Source organism: Citrobacter sp. SX206 (assembly GCF_024181025.1).
Taxonomy (GTDB): Bacteria; Pseudomonadota; Gammaproteobacteria; order Enterobacterales; family Enterobacteriaceae; genus Citrobacter; species Citrobacter youngae.
Genome location: NZ_CP049738.1, coordinates 3,499,063 through 3,519,226 on the forward strand (window position 1 = coordinate 3,499,063; position 20,164 = coordinate 3,519,226).

At 53.1% G+C, this 20,164-nt stretch carries 18 protein-coding genes; 3 read left to right on the plus strand and 15 right to left on the minus strand.

What is annotated here, in order from left to right; translation table 11 throughout:
* Positions 1 to 43: 43 nt before the first annotated feature.
* The 7 genes from G8S19_RS17055 to queA all read right to left on the minus strand — a co-directional run bounded on the left by G8S19_RS17055 (position 44) and on the right by queA (position 6,760).
* On the minus strand, positions 44 to 736 hold the full coding sequence (locus tag G8S19_RS17055; protein WP_121584290.1) for a YafY family protein: 693 nt from the start codon (positions 734 to 736) through the stop codon (positions 44 to 46).
* A gap of 23 nt (positions 737 to 759) precedes the next feature.
* Positions 760 to 1,125, minus strand: a complete 366-nt coding sequence (locus tag G8S19_RS17060) for a VOC family protein (protein ID WP_101741807.1) — start codon at positions 1,123 to 1,125, stop codon at positions 760 to 762.
* A gap of 169 nt (positions 1,126 to 1,294) precedes the next feature.
* The gene (secF, locus tag G8S19_RS17065) at positions 1,295 to 2,266 is read right to left on the minus strand and encodes a protein translocase subunit SecF (protein WP_003021550.1); all 972 of its coding nucleotides are present in this window, start codon (positions 2,264 to 2,266) and stop codon (positions 1,295 to 1,297) included.
* A gap of 10 nt (positions 2,267 to 2,276) precedes the next feature.
* Positions 2,277 to 4,124, minus strand: a complete 1,848-nt coding sequence (gene secD / locus G8S19_RS17070) for a protein translocase subunit SecD (protein WP_124021494.1) — start codon at positions 4,122 to 4,124, stop codon at positions 2,277 to 2,279.
* Positions 4,125 to 4,151: 27 nt separating this feature from the next.
* On the minus strand, positions 4,152 to 4,484 hold the full coding sequence (gene yajC / locus G8S19_RS17075) for a preprotein translocase subunit YajC (protein ID WP_003021544.1): 333 nt from the start codon (positions 4,482 to 4,484) through the stop codon (positions 4,152 to 4,154).
* A gap of 22 nt (positions 4,485 to 4,506) precedes the next feature.
* On the minus strand, positions 4,507 to 5,634 hold the full coding sequence (tgt, locus tag G8S19_RS17080; protein ID WP_003021535.1) for a tRNA guanosine(34) transglycosylase Tgt: 1,128 nt from the start codon (positions 5,632 to 5,634) through the stop codon (positions 4,507 to 4,509).
* 55 nt (positions 5,635 to 5,689) lie between these two features.
* Entirely contained in the window at positions 5,690 to 6,760 is a 1,071-nt protein-coding gene (gene queA, locus G8S19_RS17085; RefSeq protein WP_124021493.1) for a tRNA preQ1(34) S-adenosylmethionine ribosyltransferase-isomerase QueA, read from the minus strand.
* Between the two features lie 216 nt (positions 6,761 to 6,976).
* On the opposite strand from queA, the gene acpH reads away from it, so the two are divergent.
* Positions 6,977 to 7,558 (plus strand): ACP phosphodiesterase, encoded by a 582-nt coding sequence (gene acpH, locus G8S19_RS17090; RefSeq protein WP_048212443.1) that lies wholly within the window; start codon positions 6,977 to 6,979, stop codon positions 7,556 to 7,558.
* Between the two features lie 168 nt (positions 7,559 to 7,726).
* On the plus strand, positions 7,727 to 8,329 hold the full coding sequence (locus G8S19_RS17095) for a peroxiredoxin (protein WP_048212444.1): 603 nt from the start codon (positions 7,727 to 7,729) through the stop codon (positions 8,327 to 8,329).
* A 60-nt stretch (positions 8,330 to 8,389) separates the two neighbouring features.
* On the opposite strand, the gene G8S19_RS17100 is transcribed toward G8S19_RS17095, so the two are convergent.
* The 3 genes from G8S19_RS17100 to G8S19_RS17110 all read right to left on the minus strand — a co-directional run bounded on the left by G8S19_RS17100 (position 8,390) and on the right by G8S19_RS17110 (position 11,639).
* A complete protein-coding gene (locus tag G8S19_RS17100) occupies positions 8,390 to 10,258 on the minus strand; it encodes an amidohydrolase (RefSeq protein WP_101741808.1) in 1,869 nt (622 codons plus the stop codon).
* Between the two features lie 21 nt (positions 10,259 to 10,279).
* A complete protein-coding gene (locus G8S19_RS17105; protein ID WP_121584286.1) occupies positions 10,280 to 10,825 on the minus strand; it encodes an antibiotic biosynthesis monooxygenase in 546 nt (181 codons plus the stop codon).
* A gap of 172 nt (positions 10,826 to 10,997) precedes the next feature.
* Positions 10,998 to 11,639 (minus strand): hydrolase, encoded by a 642-nt coding sequence (locus G8S19_RS17110; RefSeq protein ID WP_048212446.1) that lies wholly within the window; start codon positions 11,637 to 11,639, stop codon positions 10,998 to 11,000.
* 273 nt (positions 11,640 to 11,912) lie between these two features.
* On the opposite strand from G8S19_RS17110, the gene G8S19_RS17115 reads away from it, so the two are divergent.
* The gene (locus G8S19_RS17115) at positions 11,913 to 12,815 is read left to right on the plus strand and encodes a LysR family transcriptional regulator (RefSeq protein WP_101741810.1); all 903 of its coding nucleotides are present in this window, start codon (positions 11,913 to 11,915) and stop codon (positions 12,813 to 12,815) included.
* On the opposite strand, the gene malZ is transcribed toward G8S19_RS17115, so the two are convergent.
* From malZ to phoB, 5 genes are all read right to left on the minus strand, one after another.
* On the minus strand, positions 12,809 to 14,626 hold the full coding sequence (gene malZ, locus G8S19_RS17120) for a maltodextrin glucosidase (RefSeq protein WP_124021491.1): 1,818 nt from the start codon (positions 14,624 to 14,626) through the stop codon (positions 12,809 to 12,811). The genes G8S19_RS17115 and malZ overlap by 7 nt on opposite strands.
* A 138-nt stretch (positions 14,627 to 14,764) precedes the next feature.
* A complete protein-coding gene (gene proY / locus G8S19_RS17125) occupies positions 14,765 to 16,138 on the minus strand; it encodes a proline-specific permease ProY (protein WP_003021504.1) in 1,374 nt (457 codons plus the stop codon).
* Positions 16,139 to 16,219: 81 nt separating this feature from the next.
* Entirely contained in the window at positions 16,220 to 17,539 is a 1,320-nt protein-coding gene (gene brnQ, locus G8S19_RS17130; RefSeq protein WP_040232748.1) for a branched-chain amino acid transporter carrier protein BrnQ, read from the minus strand.
* A gap of 407 nt (positions 17,540 to 17,946) precedes the next feature.
* Positions 17,947 to 19,242, minus strand: a complete 1,296-nt coding sequence (gene phoR, locus G8S19_RS17135; RefSeq protein WP_121584283.1) for a phosphate regulon sensor histidine kinase PhoR — start codon at positions 19,240 to 19,242, stop codon at positions 17,947 to 17,949.
* Between the two features lie 50 nt (positions 19,243 to 19,292).
* The gene (phoB, locus tag G8S19_RS17140) at positions 19,293 to 19,982 is read right to left on the minus strand and encodes a phosphate response regulator transcription factor PhoB (protein WP_003021496.1); all 690 of its coding nucleotides are present in this window, start codon (positions 19,980 to 19,982) and stop codon (positions 19,293 to 19,295) included.
* Between the last annotated feature and the right edge of the window lie 182 nt (positions 19,983 to 20,164).

Consider the following 20,164-nt stretch of genomic DNA (forward strand, 5'->3'; position numbering starts at 1 on the left):
CAGCCAATCTATCGCAGACAAGCCAGCTTAACCGCTGGCTTTTTTATGGCCGGTCTTCACAGCGTACTTTACGTAAAAAGTCACTTAGCGATCGATCCGCTGATTCGCGAAAATACCTGTTAAGCGGCGTGATCTTCAGACAACGATCAACGCGAAAACAGCGATAATCGTCACGTTTTTCACACCAGGCAACGAGCAGCCAGTGCTCGCCCCAGAAAAATAATCCCAGCGGCTGAACGTCGCGCCAGGAGAGATTCCCGGACTCATCGCGATAATGCAGCGCCAGCGCCTGCTGCGCCGAAACCGCGCGATGAATGAGATCGAACGCACTGCGTGAATGCGGCTGATTACCAAAATCAGGTGCGAAAATCCGCGTTTGCTCGGCTCTGCGCCGACTCTCTGGCGGTAATATCGCCAACACTTTTTCCTGTGCTGATTCCAGCGCCTGTGAGAGTGAATCCCCGCCCCATGTTTTCAGCAACCGAATCGCTACCATCAACGCTTCTGATTCGTGCTGGGTTAGCATCAACGGCGGCAGATCAAACCCCGCCATTAAGCGGTATCCACTACCCACTTCGCCTTCAATGGGCACGCCGGATAAAGAGAGATCGCGGATATCGCGATAAATCGTCCGTTCAGACACCTCCAGACGTTCTGCCAGCAGCGCCGCCGTTGTCACTCGCCTGCCACGTAGGATTTGTACAATCTGAAACAAGCGGTCGGCGCGTCTGGTCATATTAATCGTCAGTCCTGAAAAAATTACGCGGGTTGATGTAAACCAACGCGATTGCCTTCGCTGTCAGTAAACAGCGCAATCGTGCCAATGTCTTGCCCCAGTTCAAGCGGGCCAAACACGCACTGGCCGCCAGCGGTGGCGACGCGTTCAAGCGTTGCAGCCAAATCGTCCGTATGCAGGTAAATAATAGCGCCCTGCGCTGAAGGCGTAATACCGTCAAATTTAGCCAGTGCACCGCCAGGAGCGGGATCCTGATGCGGAAATACGGCGAGCTCAGCGCAGTCCATATTCTCCCGACGCAAAGAAACCTGCATCACCGGCTCATAAAATGCAATGGCGCGATCCATTTGTGCCACGGGGATTTCAAACCAGTTAATGACGTTGTTCATACTTCCTCCTGCCTGTGTGGGTGGTGTCAGAAGGACTATAAGACAGTGCTACTGACAGCATACTGTCAGTAGTGTGGCGACAGGAAAAGATAATTGCCTGTCGCTAATTCACAGGCAAAAAAAATCCCGACCTTGCGATCGGGATTCCAGTATTTCCACTCTTGATGGGTTAAGGCAAAATTGACGGCTGATCCGCCCCTTCTTTCTCGACCTTCTGCTGCAGCATGTGCTCACGCTTCATACCCAGCTTCAGCGCCAGCGCCGATGCCACGTAGATAGAGGATGCGGTACCGATGGACACACCGATCAGCATCGTCAGCGAGAAGCCTTCCAGTACCGGACCACCGAACAGGAACAGCATCAGAATAACCATCAACGTCGTACCGGACGTAATCAACGTACGGTGCAGCGTTTGAGTCAGGGACACGTTAAAGATTTCGTAAGGCGTACCGCGACGAATCTTGCGGAAGTTTTCACGAATACGGTCAGATACAACGATACTGTCGTTCAGCGAGTAACCGATTACCGACATCAGTGATGCGACGATAGTCAGGTCAATCTCAATATGGAACAACGACAGGATCCCAAGTGTGATAATCACGTCGTGCGCCAGAGCGATAACCACCCCCGCCGCCAGTCGCCACTCAAAGCGGAAACCGACGTACACCAGGATGGAGATCAGTGCCGCCATCAGCGCCATCGCACCGGTTTGCGCCAGATCAGCACCCACGCTCGGACCCACGAATTCAATTCGCTTCACCGCGGCGTTTTGGTTGGTGGATTCGTTAATCACACTCAACACTTTGCTGCCCAGCACCTGACCGCCGTCTGCACCTTCAGTTGGCGGCATACGTACCATAATGTCGTGGCTGCTGCCGAAGTTCTGCAGAAGCGGATCAACAAAGCCCGCTTTCTCCAGCGCATCGCGCATCACGTCCATATCGGCCGGTTTTTCCAGCGTGATTTCAATAACCGTACCACCGGTGAAATCGAGACCCCAGTTAAACCCGCGTACGCCCATCACCACGATGGCCGCAATCAGCAGGAAACCTGAAATGCCGAAAGCCCAGTAGTCCCAGCGCATAAAGTCCCAGACTTTACGGCCGTGGTTTAATTGTTCAACAGTATATTCCTGTGCCACTTCGCACTCCTCAGATTGACAGCTTTTTGACGCGCTTGCCGCCATACAACAGGTTTACGATGGCACGTGTACCGACAATCGCGGTAAACATCGACGTCGCCACACCAATACCGGTAGTAATCGCGAACCCTTTAATTGCCCCGGTGCCAACTGCGTACAGGATGATGACCTTGATCAGCGTCGTAATGTTCGCATCAAAGATGGAGCTAAATGCGCCCGCATAACCTTCGTTGATGGCCTGCTGCACCGAACGCCCGTTACTCAACTCTTCTTTGATACGTTCGTTGATCAGTACGTTCGCATCGACCGCGACGGCAAGGGTTAAGACGATCCCCGCAATCCCCGGCATACTCAGCGTAGCGCCCGGCAGCAGCGACATAATACCGACAATCAGCACCAGGTTAGCAATCAGCGCACTGGTCGCAATCAGACCGAACTTCTTATAGAAGAAGATCATGAACAGGATAGACACCACCAGACCGGCCAGACACGCTTCCAGACCCTGTTTAATGTTCTGCATACCCAGGGTTGGGCCGATGGTACGTTCTTCCACAATCTGAATCGGCGCAATCAACGCACCGGCACGTAACAGCAGAGAAAGCTGACGCGCTTCGTTCGGGTTGTTGATACCTGTGATACGGAAGCTGTTACCCAGGCGAGACTGGATGTTGGCAATGTTAATCACCTCTTCCTGTTTCACCAATACTGCACGACCGTTAGCATCTTTCTTACCGCTGTCTTTGTACTCCACGAACAGGGTCGCCATCGGCTTACCGATGTTGTCCTTGGTGAAGTTGGACATAATGTTACCACCCGCGCTATCCAGCGAGATGTTAACCTGCGGCTGATTGTATTCGTCCTGGCTGGAAGTAGAATCGGTGATATGGTCACCGGTCAGGATCACGCGCTTGTACAGCACAACAGGCTGGCCTTCACGAGACTGTTTCACTTCCGAATCACCCGGTACACGCCCGGATGCCGCAGCGGACTGGTCAACGTTGGTGTTTACCAGACGGAACTCCAGCGTCGCGGTTGCGCCCAGAATTTCTTTCGCCCGCGCGGTATCCTGAATACCCGGCAGTTCGACCACGATGCGGTCAGCACCCTGACGTTGTACCACCGGCTCAGCAACACCCAGTTGGTTAACACGGTTACGCAGAATGTTGATGTTCTGCTGTACCGCGTATTCACGGGCTTCGCTCAGACGCGCATCGGTCATTACCGCACGCAGTGCATTGCTGCCCAGGCTGGAAATAACCAGATCCTGGTGACGCTTGCTCAGGTAAGAGATAGCTTCATCACGGGCGCTGCTATCACGGAAGGTGATGCTCAGACCGTAGTTATCTTCTTTGCGAACGGTAGTATAAGGAATGCCTTTTTCACGCAGATCGCTGCGCAGGCTATCAATATTTTGTTCCTGCAACTTACTCAACGCGGTGTCCATATCCACTTCCATCAGGAAGTGAACGCCACCACGCAGGTCAAGACCGAGTTTCATCGGTTCTGCGTGAATGGCTGCCAGCCAACGCGGGGTTGCCGGAGCAAGGTTAAGCGCCACGACGTACTGATCGCCCAGTACGCCCATTAATACTTCACGTGCGCGCAGTTGGGTATCAGTGGAGTCGAAGCGCGCGAGAATAGCACCCTCTTCCAGAGCCACAGACTTAGGTGTGATTTTATCTTCTTGTAACGTTTTCTGGACCTGGATCAGCGTTTGCTCACTGGCGGCGGCACCGCGCACGCCAGTGATTTGAACAGCCGGATCCTCACCATACAGGTTGGGAAGCGCATAGAGCAGACCGACGACAATAACGACGATCAGCATGACATACTTCCACAAAGGATAACGGTTTAACACGGCAGTTCCCTTTGGGAAAACAATAAATTACAGCGCCTTCATGGTGCCTTTCGGCAGAACGGCAGCTACGAAATCACGTTTAATAACCACTTCAGTGGTGTCGTTCAGCGCGATAGCGATGTAGCCAGATTCTGCTACTTTGGTCACGCGACCCACCAGACCACCGTTGGTCAGCACTTCATCGCCTTTCGCAATGGAGTTCATCAGGTTTTTGTGTTCTTTGGTACGCTTTTGCTGTGGGCGCAGGATCATGAAGTAGAAAATCAGACCAAACACCACCAGCATCAGAATCAGAGACATCGGGCTGCCCTGCGCCGGAGCACCTGTTGCCGCTACCGCATCAGAAATAAAAAAGCTCATTCAAATTCCCTCATTATTAAAATTAATCAACGTTCACAGGTGGAACTGGTCTACCCTGACGTTGGTAAAAATCGGTCACGAAGCTCTCTAATTTACCCTCTTCAATAGCCTTGCGTAAACCCGCCATCAAACGCTGGTAGTAGCGAAGGTTATGAATCGTGTTGAGTCGCGCGCCCAATATTTCGTTGCAACGGTCAAGATGATGCAAGTATGCGCGCGAATAATTGCGACAGGTGTAGCAATCACACTCAGCATCGAGCGGACTGGTGTCGCTTTTATGTTTCGCGTTACGAATTTTTACCACGCCGTCAGTCACAAACAAATGACCATTACGGGCATTTCGCGTTGGCATCACACAGTCAAACATATCGATACCGCGACGCACACCTTCAACCAGATCTTCTGGTTTACCGACGCCCATCAGGTAACGCGGTTTATCAGCCGGAATCTGCGGGCAAACATGCTCCAGAATGCGGTGCATATCTTCCTTCGGTTCACCAACAGCCAAACCGCCGACAGCGTAGCCATCAAAGCCGATATCTACCAGACCTTTGACGGAGATATCACGTAAATCTTCGTAAACACTGCCCTGAATGATGCCAAAAAGCGCATTTTTGTTGCCGAGGCTATCAAAACGGTCGCGACTACGCTTCGCCCAACGCAAAGACATCTCCATCGAGCGTTTAGCATAGTCCCAGTCGGCAGGATACGGCGTACATTCGTCGAAGATCATCACGATATCGGAACCGAGATCGTATTGAATCTCCATCGACTTCTCAGGATCGAGGAAAATTGGATCGCCGTTGATCGGGTTACGGAAATGCACGCCTTGCTCAGTTATCTTACGGATGTCGCCCAGACTGAATACCTGGAAGCCACCAGAATCGGTGAGGATTGGGCCTTTCCACTGCATAAAATCGTGCAGATCGCCGTGCAGCTTCATGATTTCCTGACCCGGGCGCAGCCACAGGTGGAAAGTGTTGCCGAGGATGATCTGTGCGCCGGTCGCTTCAACTTCTTCCGGCGTCATACCTTTTACTGTGCCGTAAGTACCGACCGGCATAAAAGCAGGCGTTTCCACTACGCCACGATCAAAAACCAGGCGGCCGCGGCGAGCGCGACCGTCTGTGGTGTCCAGTTCAAATTTCATCTTCACTCCTGCGTCAGAAAAACAGTCCGACGTTTTAAACACTCATGCCGGAAACTTATTCCCCGACACGCTCAGAAATAGCCTGCGGATTGTACGTGATAAACATTGCATCACCGTAACTAAAAAAGCGATATTCCGCTTTTACCGCTTCATGATAGGCGTGCATGGTGTTTTTATAACCAGCAAATGCGGAAACCAGCATAATCAGTGTCGATTCCGGCAGGTGGAAGTTGGTGACCAGAGCATCAATCACCTGATATTTATAGCCTGGATAAATAAAGATTTGTGTATCGCCGAAGAACGGCTCGATTAGATCGTTTTTGGCCGCCTGCGCCGCACTTTCCAGTGAACGTACGGAGGTGGTGCCCACCGCAATCACGCGGTTACCGCGCGCTTTCGCCGTCAGCACCGCGTCCACCACATCCTGCGGCACTTCCGCATATTCGGAGTGCATAATGTGATCTTCGATGGTGTCTACGCGCACCGGCTGGAAAGTACCCGCTCCAACGTGCAGGGTAACGAACGCCATCTCAATGCCTTTATCACGCAGTTTTGCCAACAGTGGTTCGTCAAAGTGCAGACCGGCGGTCGGCGCGGCGACCGCGCCCGGTTTTTCGCTGTACACGGTCTGGTACAGCTCGCGGTCGGCGTCTTCATCCGGACGATCGATATATGGCGGCAGCGGCATGTGGCCGATGGCGTTCAGAATATCCAGCACACTGCGTTCGTCGTTAAACTCAACTTCAAACAGCGCGTCATGGCGCGCCACCATCGTTGCTTTAATGCTTTCGTCATCGCCCAGCAGCAGCTCTGCGCCCGGCTTCGGCGCTTTTGAAGCACGAATATGCGCCAGAATACGTTTGTCATCCAGCATACGCTCGGCCAGCACTTCAATCTTGCCGCCACTGGCTTTACGGCCAAACAGACGAGCCGGGATCACGCGGGTATTATTAAAGACCAGCAGATCTCCAGGGTTGAGCTTATCGAGCAAATCAGTGAAAGTACCGTGCGTCAGCGCGCCCGTCGGCCCATCCAGTGACAGCAAGCGGCAACTGCTGCGCTCAGCTTGCGGATAGTGGGCAATCAGGGATTCGGGTAATTCAAAGGTGAAATCGGTAACGCGCATGACACTGACTCAGACTAAAATAAGAGGCGGGTAGTCTAGTGCCGGGGCGTTCTCCCTGCAACCTTTACCCCTCAAGTTAAGAGACATAATCTATACACAAAATCATTCAAGATGCATCGAGGCGGCAACTGAATGAGTCCCCGGAGCTTACTCAAGTAAGTGACTGGGGTGAGTGAAGGCAGCTAACAAAGAGGCAGTTTGAAGGATGAAGTGGATATGAATTTTCTTGCACATTTGCATCTGGCCCACCTTGCCGATAGCTCGCTTTCCGGCAATCTGCTGGCCGATTTTGTCCGGGGTAATCCCCAAACGCACTATTCGCCCGACGTGGTGGAAGGCATCTTCATGCACCGTCGCATCGACGTAATGACCGATAACCTGCCACAGGTGCGTGAAGCCAAGGAGTGGTTTCGTAGCGAAACGCGTCGCGTCGCACCGATTACACTGGACGTCATGTGGGATCATTTTCTGTCGCGCCACTGGTCGGAAATTTCTCCTGACTTCCCGCTGACGGATTTTGTGCGCTACGCGCACACCCAGGTTGCCACTATTCTGCCAGAATCACCGCCGCGCTTTATTAATCTGAACAATTATATGTGGTCAGAGAAATGGCTTGAGCGCTATCGCGACATGGATTTTATCCAGAACGTACTCAACGGCATGGCCAGTCGCCGTCCACGTCTCGATGCCCTGCGCGACTCATGGTATGACCTCAATACGCATTACGATGCGTTAGAAGAACGATTCTGGCAGTTTTATCCGCAAATGATGGACCAGGCGCGGCGTAAAACCCTTTGATTGTAGCCCGCATGACGCGCCGGATAAGCAGTAGCCGTCATCCGGCAAAAGATTGATAGACAAAACCTGTCTCATTGATTGCCAGCGCCTCTTTGTCTTATTACCGAACACTCTCTATACTGGCCCGCGTTGCGTTCCAAAAACCCCTTAACTTTGCAGGAGAATTATATGGTACTGGTAACTCGTCAGGCTCCGGATTTCACAGCAGCTGCGGTACTGGGTAGCGGTGAGATTGTTGATAACTTCAACTTCAAACAGCATACCAACGGTAAAACCACCGTTCTGTTCTTCTGGCCGATGGACTTCACCTTCGTTTGCCCGTCTGAACTGATCGCATTCGACAAGCGTTACGAAGAATTCCAGAAACGTGGCGTTGAAGTGGTTGGCGTTTCTTTTGACTCTGAATTTGTCCACAACGCATGGCGTAACACCCCTGTCGACAAAGGCGGCATCGGTGCAGTGAAATACGCAATGGTTGCTGACATCAAACGCGAAATCCAGAAAGCCTACGGCATCGAGCACCCGGAAGCGGGCGTTGCTCTGCGTGGTTCTTTCCTGATCGACGCTAACGGCGTTGTTCGTCACCAGGTGGTTAACGACCTGCCGCTGGGTCGTAACATCGACGAAATGCTGCGTATGGTTGACGCGCTGCAGTTCCACGAAGAACACGGCGACGTTTGCCCGGCACAGTGGGAAAAAGGTAAAGAAGGTATGAACGCCTCTCCGGACGGCGTAGCAAAATACCTGACTGAAAACGTTTCCAGCCTGTAATTGGCATGAATCGAAAAAAGGCCGCAAAAGCGGCCTTTTTTATTGGCTCTGACCCGTCCGTTAAAACGCGAAGCAGGAACAACCGAGCGCCCCCCAGAAGGCCCGATCATCTGATACCGCTATCCCTGATTTACGCGCAATATCATGCTGATGGCCATGTACACCACAGCTTCCGCAGCACTGATGCATCTGCACCATTGCCCCAACCTTCGCGGCAACCGGCGGCGCTGAGCGATAGTGCCCCGGCACCTTCACTACCGGCGACCAGTCAGGTACAACCGGGATGGCCGGCGGTGCCAGCGGGGTGAAATGTCCGGCGGCATAAACAACCTTGCCGTCGACAATCGTCATCACCGACTCAATGCCTTTGATCTCTTCTTCCGGCACGCTGAAATAGTCTTTTGACAGCACCACCAGATCTGCCAGTTGATCCTTTTCAATACGCCCTTTCTTACCCTGCTCGCTGGAGAACCAGGCACTGCCTGCTGTCCACAGTTCCAGCGCCACATCGCGCGCCAGACGGTTGTTATCATCATACATCGCCATACCGCCAACGGTGCGTCCTGATACCAGCCAGTACAACGCTGTCCACGGGTTGTAACTTGCCACGCGCGTTGCATCGGTGCCCAGGCCAACCGGCACATCAGCCGCCAGCATTTTCGCCACCGGCGGCGTATGTTTAACCGCCTCTTTGCCATAGCGATCGATAAAATACTCGCCCTGGAATGCCATACGGTGCTGAACTGCAATGCCACCGCCCAACGCTTTTACCCGCTCGATGTTGCGTTCAGTAATCGTTTCGGCGTGATCGAAGAACCAGTGCAGGCCATTGAACGGGATGTCACGGTTCACCTTCTCAAACACGTCGAGCATGCGGCTGATGGATTCATCGTAGGTGGCATGCAGGCGGAACGGCCAACGATGTTCCACCAGGTGGCGCACCACGCGCTCCAGTTCCTCTTCCATCCCTTCCGGTAAATCCGGGCGTGGCTGCAGGAAATCTTCGAAGTCAGCCGCCGAGAAGACCAACATTTCCCCTGCCCCGTTAGCACGATAGAAATCGGTTCCCTGCCCGGGTTTGAGCATATCGGTCCAACGTTCAAAGTCTTCCACTTCCTGCTTCGGACGCTGGGTAAACAGGTTGTAGGCAATACGCACCGTCATCTGCTGGTTCGCGTGCAGTTGCTCGATGATCTCGTAATCTTCCGGGTAGTTCTGGAAGCCGCCGCCGGCATCGATGGCGCTGGTCAGCCCCAGTCGGTTCAGTTCACGCATAAACTGGCGGGTCGAGTTAACCTGCATCTCTAACGGCAGTTTTGGCCCTTTCGCCAGCGTCGAATAGAGGATCATTGCGTTCGGTTTGGCTATCAACATTCCGGTTGGATTGCCGTTGCTGTCACGCACAATCTCACCGCCCGCCGGATCCGGCGTCGCTTTGGTGTAGCCGACGGCTTTTAACGCAGCGCGGTTCAGCAAAGCCCGGTCGTAGAGATGCAGAACAAAAACTGGGGTATCCGGAGCAGCTTCATTCAGTTCTTCCAGGGTTGGCATGCGCCGTTCGGCAAACTGAAACTCGCTCCAGCCGCCGACCACCCGCACCCATTGCGGAGACGGCGTCCGATCGGCTTGCTCTTTGAGCATGCGCAGCGCATCTGCGAGCGATGGGACACCTTCCCAGCGCAGCTCCAGGTTGTAGTTCAACCCACCGCGAATGAGGTGCAGGTGCGAATCATTTAAACCCGGGATCACGGTGTGTCCCTGCAGATCGACAATCTGCGTACCGTCGGTCGCAAAGCTCATTACCCGATCGTGACTACCCGTCGCGAGGATCTTCCCGTTAGCGATCGCCACCGCCTCTACCTGCGGGCTTTGCTTTTCGAGAGTATGAATTTTTCCGTGAGTCAGAATCAGTGTGGCAGTTTGAGACATAACAATCTCCTGAGAAACCGGTCAGGCTTTTTTCAGCCATCCGGCAAACAGACGGGTTACGATGGGCATCCACAACCAGACCACCAGCGCAACCACACAGGCATCATTAATCAGATGCAGGAGTAACGAGCCTTTCATTGAAGGCAGCAGAATACCGGTCAGCCACGGCACCAGGTTGGTACTGGGGAAAATCACCAGCAGCGTTATCAAAAACTGCTTCCAACGTTTGGGCTGACGTATATGGGGGGCTGGTGGCGTAAACCAGAAGGCCGCTTCGGTGCGCACTTCTGTTTTATCGCCTTCGGCCAGCAGCGGCGCAATTTCTTCAACCAGCTCCCGGCGCGTATCAGATTGAGTCCAGTTATACAGATGCTCAAGGGTGTCGAAGCGAATGATGATGTTCCACAGGTTTTGTCCATCTGTGGGTCGAATGACATTCGCCCCAAGATGTCCGGGAAACTCGGCGGCCAGCGGCATGATTTTCCCCAACCACTGCTCATAACGCTGCGCCTGGTCAGGCCGCAGGGTGTGAGTAATTACCAACGTCACATGTTTGTTCTGCGCCATGAAAGGTTCCTTGCTAAAGGGAAATTGACCTGCTTAAGCCATGAAAGCAATACACAATTATTCGTGAAACATCGAGGCGGCAAGATTGTGTAGCCCTGGTCACTTACATAAGTCAGTGACCAGGGTACGCAAACTAAGCCAACAAAGAGGCAACATGAAAGATGGCGTGTATTCAGGCTTTACGTTCCGGCGCGCCATGCACCATGGTATACGCGTAATCCACACCCATACCGTAGGCGCCGCTGTGTTCACGCACCAAATCCATAACGGCGTCGTAGGTTTCTTTGCGGGACCAGTCGCGCTGGTACTCAAGAAGAACCTGTTGCCAGGTCACAGGTACAGCACCCGCCTGCACCATGCGATCGATGGAACGTTCATGGGCATCCACCGACGTGCCGCCTGAAGTGTCTGTTACCACATACACTTCGTAGCCCGCTTCCAGCGCCATCAGCGCCGGGAAGGTCAGGCACACTTCGGTCCACAACGCGGAAATAATCAGTTTTTTACGCCCGGTCGCTTCTACCGCCTTAACAAAGGCTGCATCTTCCCAGGAGTTCATCGAGGTGCGTTCAATCGGTTTCACATCAGGATGAACAGCTAACAATTCCGGCCAGATATATCCGCTAAAACTTTTCGTTTCTACTGAAGTATAAATTACTGGAACATTGAATATTTTCCCGGTTTTGGCTAATGCAACGGTATTATTTTTCAATGTCTGGCGATCAATATTCGCCACACCAAATGACATTTGCGGCTGATGGTCAATAAAAATTAGCGTAGAGTTTTGAGGGTCAATCAGTTCCCGAATAGACATAGCACACCTTCTTAATCAATAAGTTAAAAGGTAACGGTCTGTATCTGCCGTCAGCAGCAGGATCCTGAATCAGAAAGCTTGTTGAGTATAGCGGGAAATTTCTAACGAGTTATTAAAGAAAACTTACCGTCCTGTGAAACTATTCGTTCTGTGTTGCGATATATCCTAAACAACATCAAAAAAATGCGCATGACTCATCTAATTTATTCACTGGCATTGTTTTTCTCCATTCGGTAAAACAGAGAGGTTTAATTTTCAGGATATTTTCTGCTTATGCGCCTCAATCTGGATGTTCTGCTGATCCTCGACGCACTCGACAAACAGGGGTCATTTGCTGCGGCGGCCGAATCGCTGTTTAAAACCCCTGCGGCACTCAGCTATATGATTCAAAAGCTGGAAAGCGATCTGAACATCGAATTGCTTGACCGTTCCGGACACCGGGCAAAATTCACCGACACCGGACGGATGATGCTGGAAAAAGGGCGTCTACTGCTGAGTGCGGCAAAAGATCTCGAAAAGCAGGCAATACAGCTAAGTTCCGGCTGGGAAAAGGAGCTGGCAATAGCGCTCGATGATTCTTTTCCCTTTGCCGCGCTGCTACCTATTATTGATGAATTTCATGCACTTAATAAACAGACCCGTCTCAACTTCACCCACCACACGCTGGCGGGTTCATGGGAGGAGCTGACCCATAATGGAGCAGATATCATTCTGGGGGCGATTAATGAACCACCAACGTCAGCGGCCTGGTCCTACAAAATGCTCGGCACGCTGGACAATGTCTTTGTCGTCGCCCCAGGACACCCGCTGGCGAGCGCGCCTGATGACCTGACGAATGAGCAATTGTGTCTGCACCGGGCGATTGTTATCAGCGACAGCGCTCGCTTTTGCCACCCATTACAGACCAACCTGATGGATGAACAGGCGCAAATTCGCGTCGATGATTTCCACAGTAAGGTGATGCTGCTGCGGGCGGGAATGGGCTGCGGATTTCTCCCCCGCCACATTGCCAGCCCATGGATTGCCAGCGGTGAACTGGTGGAAAAGAAGGTTATCTCATTTCGTCAAAAAGACGTCGCCTATATGGCATGGCGCAATAGTAGCGAAGGACTGGCGCAGCGCTGGTGGCGAGACGCGCTGCTGGCCAGTGAGGAAATTGCGCGCTTGTATCAATGACTCATCCAGACTGAAGCCGATATTGCGGGCAGCGTCAGGATATCATCGACGAGTTGGCCTTTGCCCTCTTTGTGCTGCCATTGACTGACATTGAGCAACGGTGAGGCTGGCAGCACGACTTCACAAGCGTGGCCGCGGTTTATCGCCACCAACACGCGCTGGCGGTTTAGCACGCGTGCAAACACCACCACGTTATCCTCGGCGTAAATCACCTGGCACCCGCCGTGGCGTAGCGCCTGGATCTGGTGACGTAATTTGGCCAGACGTTGATACAACGCCAGCAGGTCAGCGTCCTGTTTTTCAGGCTGCCACGGGAACGGTTTGCGACAAAAAGGATCGTTATTTCCATCCAGCCCCACTTCGTCGCCGTAGTAAATACAGGGCACGCCAGGCCAGGTAAACAGCCACACCACCGCCAGCGGTAACCGTGCAACGTCTTTACCAAGCAGAGATTTAAAACGGGCGGTATCGTGGCTGTCGAGCTGATTAAACATCCGCAACTGCTGCTGATGCGACAACCCCGCGCGGTAGTTATCCATCCACGCCATACAGGTCTGAGCGTCAATAGATTGTGGGTCGTATGAAATATCGGTATTGGCGAGGAATCCCCAGAGAGGGAAAGTAAAGCCGCGATAGTTCATGGCGGCATCTTCCGCGTCGGCCTGCAACCACTGGCGCGCATCGCCAAAATGTTCACCCACCACATACGCCTCTGGCTGGGTTTCTTTCGCCGCCTGCGTAATGCCGGCCACGTGTTGTAGGTTGTTACGTGCGCCTCCTGCCTCTCCCAGCATGTGCACCACATCAAGACGCCAGCCGTCCATACTCCACGGCGCTTTCAGCCAGTGACGGACGATACTGTCTTCGCCGCGATAAATTTCATTTACCAGGCTTTCCGAAGAAAAGTCCAGCTTGGGCAGGCTGGAATATCCCAGCCAGTCGAGCGCAACGCCGTCGGCTGAGAAATGATACCAGTCGCGCCAGGGGGATTCTGGGTTATGGCACGCCCCGTCCGTTCCCCTACTATGCCGGTCAAACCAGGCGTGCGAATCGCCACTATGGTTAAAAACACCGTCCAGAATCAAGCGCATGCCCTGCTGTTGGGTGTTGTGCCGCAGGCGCAGCAGCGCCGTGTCGCCGCCAAATTGCGGATCAACATGACGGTAATCTTCGGTATCGTATTTATGCACACTCGGCGCGGTAAACACAGGATTCAGGTACAGCGCCGTGACCCCTAACGTTTTCAGGTATGGTAGCTTTTCGCTGATGCCGTCCAAATCACCGCCATAGAACGTGGAGCCACCGGCCTGAGCCGTAAGCGGTTCGTCCCATTCGCGCCGCACGATGTCGTGCCCGGCCGCGTGGTGGTAATAGACGTTATCCTGGCCCGCCTCACGCGACTGGCTGCGGGCAAAACGGTCCGGGAAAATTTGGTAAAAGACCTGGTCAGCGACCCACTGCGGACCGTTATCCGGCACATCGACGGCAAACTGCTCCAGACGCGCAGGCGGAAAACGGCTGAATCCCTGTGGGGTGAACCACAACTGACGATCGAGCCAAAGTAATTTAAAGCTATAGCGTCGACGAGGCTGCCCGCTGGAGAGATCGATCGCCGCTCGCCACGCGGTCACACCCGGCTGCGGCTGGCTGCGCTGCTTGTGCATAGCCAGCGAAATCTCTTCGTTATCGTTTTCTGCGCGTAGCGTCACCCGCTGGGGTGGATTTTCCCCCGCCAGCCATAATGTAATCGTCAGTTGATCTTTGTTTTGCTTAACAAATGGGGCAACCGGAAGGTGCCAGGCGTTCAACATCACGTATCCCCTTTGATGATAATGACGTCACCTTGCCATAGCGAAGTGCAGGATCACTCATCATCTTAACGTTTATTGGGGGAGGAGTTCAGGGGAGGAGAAAATTGCCGGGTAACGCAAAGCTACCCGGCAAAAATATTACTGTGCTTCAGCCAGTTGGCGCTCGCGACGGCGCTTGAATCCCCAGCCGACCAGCAGCAGGACAATCCACGCAAAGCCGACGTACAGCGAAATGCGGGTATCCGGATGATAGCCGATAAGCGCGATGATAAAGACCAGGAAAATCAGGCCAACAACGGTCGTCGTTACCCCACCCGGTACTTTAAATTTCAGCGCTTTGACCTCTTCTGGCGGCAGACGACGACGGAAAGCAATCTGCGACAGCAGGATCATAATCCACACCCAAACCGTGGCGAACGTTGCCAAAGAGGCGATCACCAGGAAGACGTTTTCCGGCATGATGTAGTTAAGATAAACCGCAAACAGCAGCGCGATGGTCATCACCATCACCGTAACCCACGGCACGCCACGACGCGACGTCTTGGCGAACATTTTTGGGGCACTGCCCTGCTCCGCCATGCCGTGTAGCATACGTCCCACACCGAAGACGTCAGAGTTAATTGCCGACAGCGACGCAGTCAGCACCACAAAGTTGAGGATCCCGGCAGCAAAGGTAATGCCCATATGCTGGAACGTCATAACGAACGGGCTACCGTCGGTACCCACCTGGTTCCACGGGTAGATAGACATAATGACGAACAACGTCCCCACATAAAACACCAGGATACGCATTGGTACGGAATTGATAGCGCGCGGAATAGATTTTTCCGGGTCTTTGGCTTCGCCTGCGGTAATCCCGATAATCTCAATCCCGCCGTAAGCGAACATCACCATTTGCAGCGACATCACCATGCCGAGCCAGCCGTTGCTGAAGAAACCGCCGTTGCTCCACAGGTTATGGATACCGGTCGGTTGCCCGCCGTTGCCAATCCCCCAAATGATGATACCGAAACCGGCGACAATCATGATGATAATGGTGGCGACTTTGAAAAACGAGAACCAGAACTCCAGCTCGCCAAACACCTTCACGCTCATCAGGTTGATGGCGCAGATAATCAGCACTACGCTGAGTACCCAAATCCAGTGCGGTACGGCCGGGAACCAGACGCCCATGTATATGCCGAAGGCAGTCACGTCGGCAATGGCGACAATCAGGATTTCAAAACAGTAGGTCCAGCCGGTGATATAGCCTGCCAGCGGTCCGAGGTTTTCCTGCGCATAGCGCGAGAAGGAGCTGGCTGCCGGGTTATGAACAGACATTTCGCCCAGCGCGCGCATAATAATATACGCCGCTACGCCGCCGATAATATAGGCCAGCAACACGCTTGGCCCCGCCATTTTGATGGCGTCGGCCGAGCCGTAAAACAGCCCGGTCCCAATTGCTGAACCTAATGCCATAAAGCGGATGTGCCGGGTGCTCAGCCCACGCTTTAGCTTGTTATTACTTTCCATCGATTCCTAACCTGTTAACACAATAAAAAAACCACGGGGCCATGTTAATAGCCCCGTGGTTAAAACTTATTGTCAGTGATATTAGTGCGCGCTGGAGGTCACTTGTCGACCCGCGGCGCGATCCCAGATAACTGCCAGGACCACCATCACGACTGTTGGCATCAACCACGCCAGCCCCTGCTCCGCCAGCGGTAAACGCTGGGTCCAGGCTGGTAAGACATCGCCAATTGCAGAAGCTTTAATGCCATCAAGGATACCAAAAATCAGGCTGATAAACATCGCAGGTGCAATGACGCGGGAAGAATTATGCCACCATGAGCGGGTAAAGCTTAATACAACCAGTGCGATACATGGCGGATAGATAGCCGTCAGCACCGGAATAGAGATCTGAATCAGATGGCTCAGGCCCAGGTTAGAGACCACCATCGAGAAGCCGCCAAGGATAAACACTAGCGTACGATAAGACAGCGGAACATACTGCGCGAAGAATTCAGCGCACGCACAGGTCAGGCCAACCGCGGTGACCAGGCAAGCGATGAAAATCAACGCCGCCAGCAGGAAGCTGCCTGCACCACCGAAGGTGTGCTGAACATACGCATGCAGAATTGCCGCACCGTTAGCAGATTGATCGACCAACGTCGCACTGTCTGAACCCAGACGGAACAACGCGAGGTACAGCAGCGTTAAACCCACGCCCGCCATCAGGCCAGCCCAGACGGTGTAACGGGTCAACAAACGCGCTTCGGTAACGCCACGCGAGCGGGCGGCGTTAACAATAACAATACCAAATACCATCGCGCCCAGCGTATCCATCGTCAGATAGCCGTTCACAAAGCCATTCGAGAATGCCGCGTTTTGATAGGCTTCCATCGCATTGCTGATCGGGCCCGCTGGCCAGACAATCGCCGCCACGGAAAGCACAACCAGTGCCAGAATTTTCAATGGAGCAAGGAAGTTGCCCACGGTATCCAGCAGTTTGCCGGGATACAGTGACACCAGAATCACAATCGCGAAGTACACCACGCTGTAGATGAACAGCGGCAGCGCAGAATCACCGGTCAGCGGTGCAATCCCAACTTCGAACGAAACCGTTGCGGTACGCGGCGTGGCGAATAATGGCCCCACGGCCAGATAGCAGACGGTAGCCAGCAGCAGACCGGCAACTTTACCGATAGGCGTGCTCAGGCTGTCCACACCGCCGCCCACTTTCGCCAATGCGACCACAGTAAGTACCGGAAGGCCTACGGCGGTAATCAGGAAGCCAAAGGCCGCGGTCCAGACGTGCTCGCCTGCCTGCAAACCAACCATTGGGGGGAAAATAATGTTACCTGCACCTACGAACAGTGCAAATGTCATAAATCCCAGTGCGATAATATCGCGCGATTTTAACTGATGGGTCATAAAGTCTTACTGCCTGTGGATGTGGTGTTGAAAACGTTTAATTTTCTGCCTTTCCCTGCGGGATGATACAGCGGCATTTTTAAGCAATTCCAGCGGGAAATTCTCCCGGCCTGGCGCGGCGAAGAATAGTTTTTCGATTTACCGCGTAAATGCAGTCGGTATGACAGCATTTGATGCGCAATTTAAACGCTTATAACGTTTTAAAGCAAGGTGGGATCTAAAAACCAGAACAATATAGCGATATGAAATATTGAACCAGCACAAAACACCATTCCCTGGAAAAAGACATGGGTAATCATGCGAACAAAAAACAATCAAACGTCGTAAAATTCAGGAGCTACTTATTGACTACAACAAAAAAAGCCAGCTCGCGCTGGCTTTTGGAAAGATAAACTTACGAATACGTTTTAACCGCTATTTTTGGCAATTAAACGTTCCGGGATCACGAAACTAAATCGCGTTCCCTGGCCTGGTTCGCTGTCGATATTCAAACGGCTGTCGTGATGATGCAGGGCATGCTTAACGATGGCCAGCCCGAGTCCGCTACCGCCCGTTTGCCGCGATCGCGCTTTATCTACGCGATAAAAACGCTCGGTCAGGCGTGGAATATGCTCGGCGGCAATACCTGGACCGTTGTCTTCCACACAAAATTCCGCCCCCGAGGCCACATGCTGCCAGCGTACGGTAATGTGCGTTCCCGCAGGGGTGTGGTTCACCGCGTTATAGACGAGATTCGAGATAGCGCTACGCAACTGCTCCTCGTTACCCCGCACGTTCAGGCTGTTATCAACATCAAAAGTAAACGTATGTTTATGCTGGCTCAGCGTTTGCGCTTCGTGCTCAACCACGCGCAGCATCATGGGCACGTCGACCTTCTCATTCAGTTGCAGCGTCGGCGCAGCCTCAATTTTTGACAGCGTTAGCAGTTGCTTCACTAACCCTTCCATACGGTACGTTTGTTCACGCATGGTATGCAGCGCTTTTTCGCGCGTCGTCCCTTCCAGCGGATGTTCCTGCATCATTTCCAGGTAGCCCTGCAACACCGTCAGCGGGGTACGTAGCTCATGGCTGGCGTTGGCGAAAAAGTTACGTCGTGAACCTTCCAGTTGGTGCATCTGGGTAACGTCGCGCGCCACCATTAGCAGTTGCTTATCCGTGTAGGGCATCACGCGAATTTCCAGATGCCGTCCGGTATTGAGCACCAGATTGATAGGCCGGCTAAAGTCGCGCGTTTTCAGATATTGTGTGAATTCCGGGTAGCGCAGCAGATTAAGGATATTTTGCCCGCTATCGTCCGGCCAGCGCAGTCCCAGAACCTGCTGAGCCAGTCCGTTACACCAGAAGATACCGCCTTCTTCGGTGGTCAACACCACCGCGTCGGGCAGTGATTCCGCCCCGCTGCGAAAACGTTTGATCAGGTTACCCAGTTCTCGACGGCGCTTTTTGTTGCGCAGCTGCATTTGATGCAGCCCATATAACAACGGCTCCCAACTGCCGCGCCCCGGCGGGGGCGTCATACTTCTGTCGACCCATAGCCACCAGGACAAACGTAATAAATTCCAGAAATGCCAGATAAGCAGGCCCGTTACCGACGCCAGTAAAAACCAGGGCAGGTAACCGAAAAAAGCGCTAAGGATAAATGCCGGTATGCAGCACAGGATCAGCTCCAGCACCAGCCTTTTCCATGACAATCGTTCAAGCAAACGTCTTACTCCATTTACAGCCTAATCCCTCAGGCTCTTATTACTTGCAGTCAGAAGCGGGTCGAAAAGCGATATCCCGTCCCGCGTACCGTCTGCACCATACGATCGTGTCCGCTATGCTCCAGCGCTTTACGCAACCGGCGAATATGCACATCCACTGTCCGGTCTTCCACGTAGACATTGGTTCCCCAGACATGATTGAGGAGTTGTTCACGGCTGTAGACGCGCTCAGGGTGGGTCATAAAGAAGTGCAACAGTTTGAATTCGGTCGGCCCCATATCCAGCGGATCCTCTCCGGTCATCACGCGATGCGAGGTCGGATCAAGGCTTAGCCCCTGCATCTCAATAACCTCTTCCACCGCCATCGGTGAAATACGACGCAGAACCGCTTTAATACGCGCCACCAGCTCCTTGGGAGAAAACGGCTTGGTAATATAATCATCCGCACCGGTTTCCAGACCCCGGACGCGGTCTTCCTCTTCACCGCGCGCCGTCAGCATCATCACGGGGATATCCCGCGTCATCGCTTCCCGCTTGAGGTGTTTAATAAACTGTAGACCCGAGCCGCCGGGAAGCATCCAGTCAAGCAGGACGAGATCCGGCCAGGGTTCATTAAGTTGGTTCACAGCACTGTCATAGTCTTCGGCTTCTACGGGTTGAAAACCGTTTTGCTCGAGCACGAAGCAGACCATTTCACGAATTGGAGCTTCATCTTCTACGACCAGAATACGTCTCGCCATGATTTGCCCTGTTTATAATTAAATCGTTTGCCATCAATACCGTGGCATTATGCGTCACTTTTATGACAGATTTATGAAAAGATAGTCCAGGTTTAACGCAGCCAGGCGAATTATGACAGCCCGGAAACAAGATATTACCGCCCTTGCAAGGTTATAATCTCCGCCATCGTTTTTTTGTCATG

Excerpts from the sequence above, each read along its gene's own strand:
- G8S19_RS17055 (WP_121584290.1), bottom strand. The coding sequence starts at position 736 with ATGACCAGACGCGCCGACCGCTTGTTTCAGATTGTACAAATCCTACGT.
- G8S19_RS17060 (WP_101741807.1), bottom strand. The coding sequence starts at position 1,125 with ATGAACAACGTCATTAACTGGTTTGAAATCCCCGTGGCACAAATGGAT.
- yajC (WP_003021544.1), bottom strand. The coding sequence starts at position 4,484 with ATGAGCTTTTTTATTTCTGATGCGGTAGCGGCAACAGGTGCTCCGGCG.
- tgt (WP_003021535.1), bottom strand. The coding sequence starts at position 5,634 with ATGAAATTTGAACTGGACACCACAGACGGTCGCGCTCGCCGCGGCCGC.
- queA (WP_124021493.1), bottom strand. The coding sequence starts at position 6,760 with ATGCGCGTTACCGATTTCACCTTTGAATTACCCGAATCCCTGATTGCC.
- acpH (WP_048212443.1), top strand. The coding sequence starts at position 6,977 with ATGAATTTTCTTGCACATTTGCATCTGGCCCACCTTGCCGATAGCTCG.
- G8S19_RS17095 (WP_048212444.1), top strand. The coding sequence starts at position 7,727 with ATGGTACTGGTAACTCGTCAGGCTCCGGATTTCACAGCAGCTGCGGTA.
- G8S19_RS17100 (WP_101741808.1), bottom strand. The coding sequence starts at position 10,258 with ATGTCTCAAACTGCCACACTGATTCTGACTCACGGAAAAATTCATACT.
- G8S19_RS17105 (WP_121584286.1), bottom strand. The coding sequence starts at position 10,825 with ATGGCGCAGAACAAACATGTGACGTTGGTAATTACTCACACCCTGCGG.
- G8S19_RS17110 (WP_048212446.1), bottom strand. The coding sequence starts at position 11,639 with ATGTCTATTCGGGAACTGATTGACCCTCAAAACTCTACGCTAATTTTT.
- G8S19_RS17115 (WP_101741810.1), top strand. The coding sequence starts at position 11,913 with ATGCGCCTCAATCTGGATGTTCTGCTGATCCTCGACGCACTCGACAAA.
- malZ (WP_124021491.1), bottom strand. The coding sequence starts at position 14,626 with ATGTTGAACGCCTGGCACCTTCCGGTTGCCCCATTTGTTAAGCAAAAC.
- proY (WP_003021504.1), bottom strand. The coding sequence starts at position 16,138 with ATGGAAAGTAATAACAAGCTAAAGCGTGGGCTGAGCACCCGGCACATC.
- brnQ (WP_040232748.1), bottom strand. The coding sequence starts at position 17,539 with ATGACCCATCAGTTAAAATCGCGCGATATTATCGCACTGGGATTTATG.
- phoB (WP_003021496.1), bottom strand. The coding sequence starts at position 19,982 with ATGGCGAGACGTATTCTGGTCGTAGAAGATGAAGCTCCAATTCGTGAA.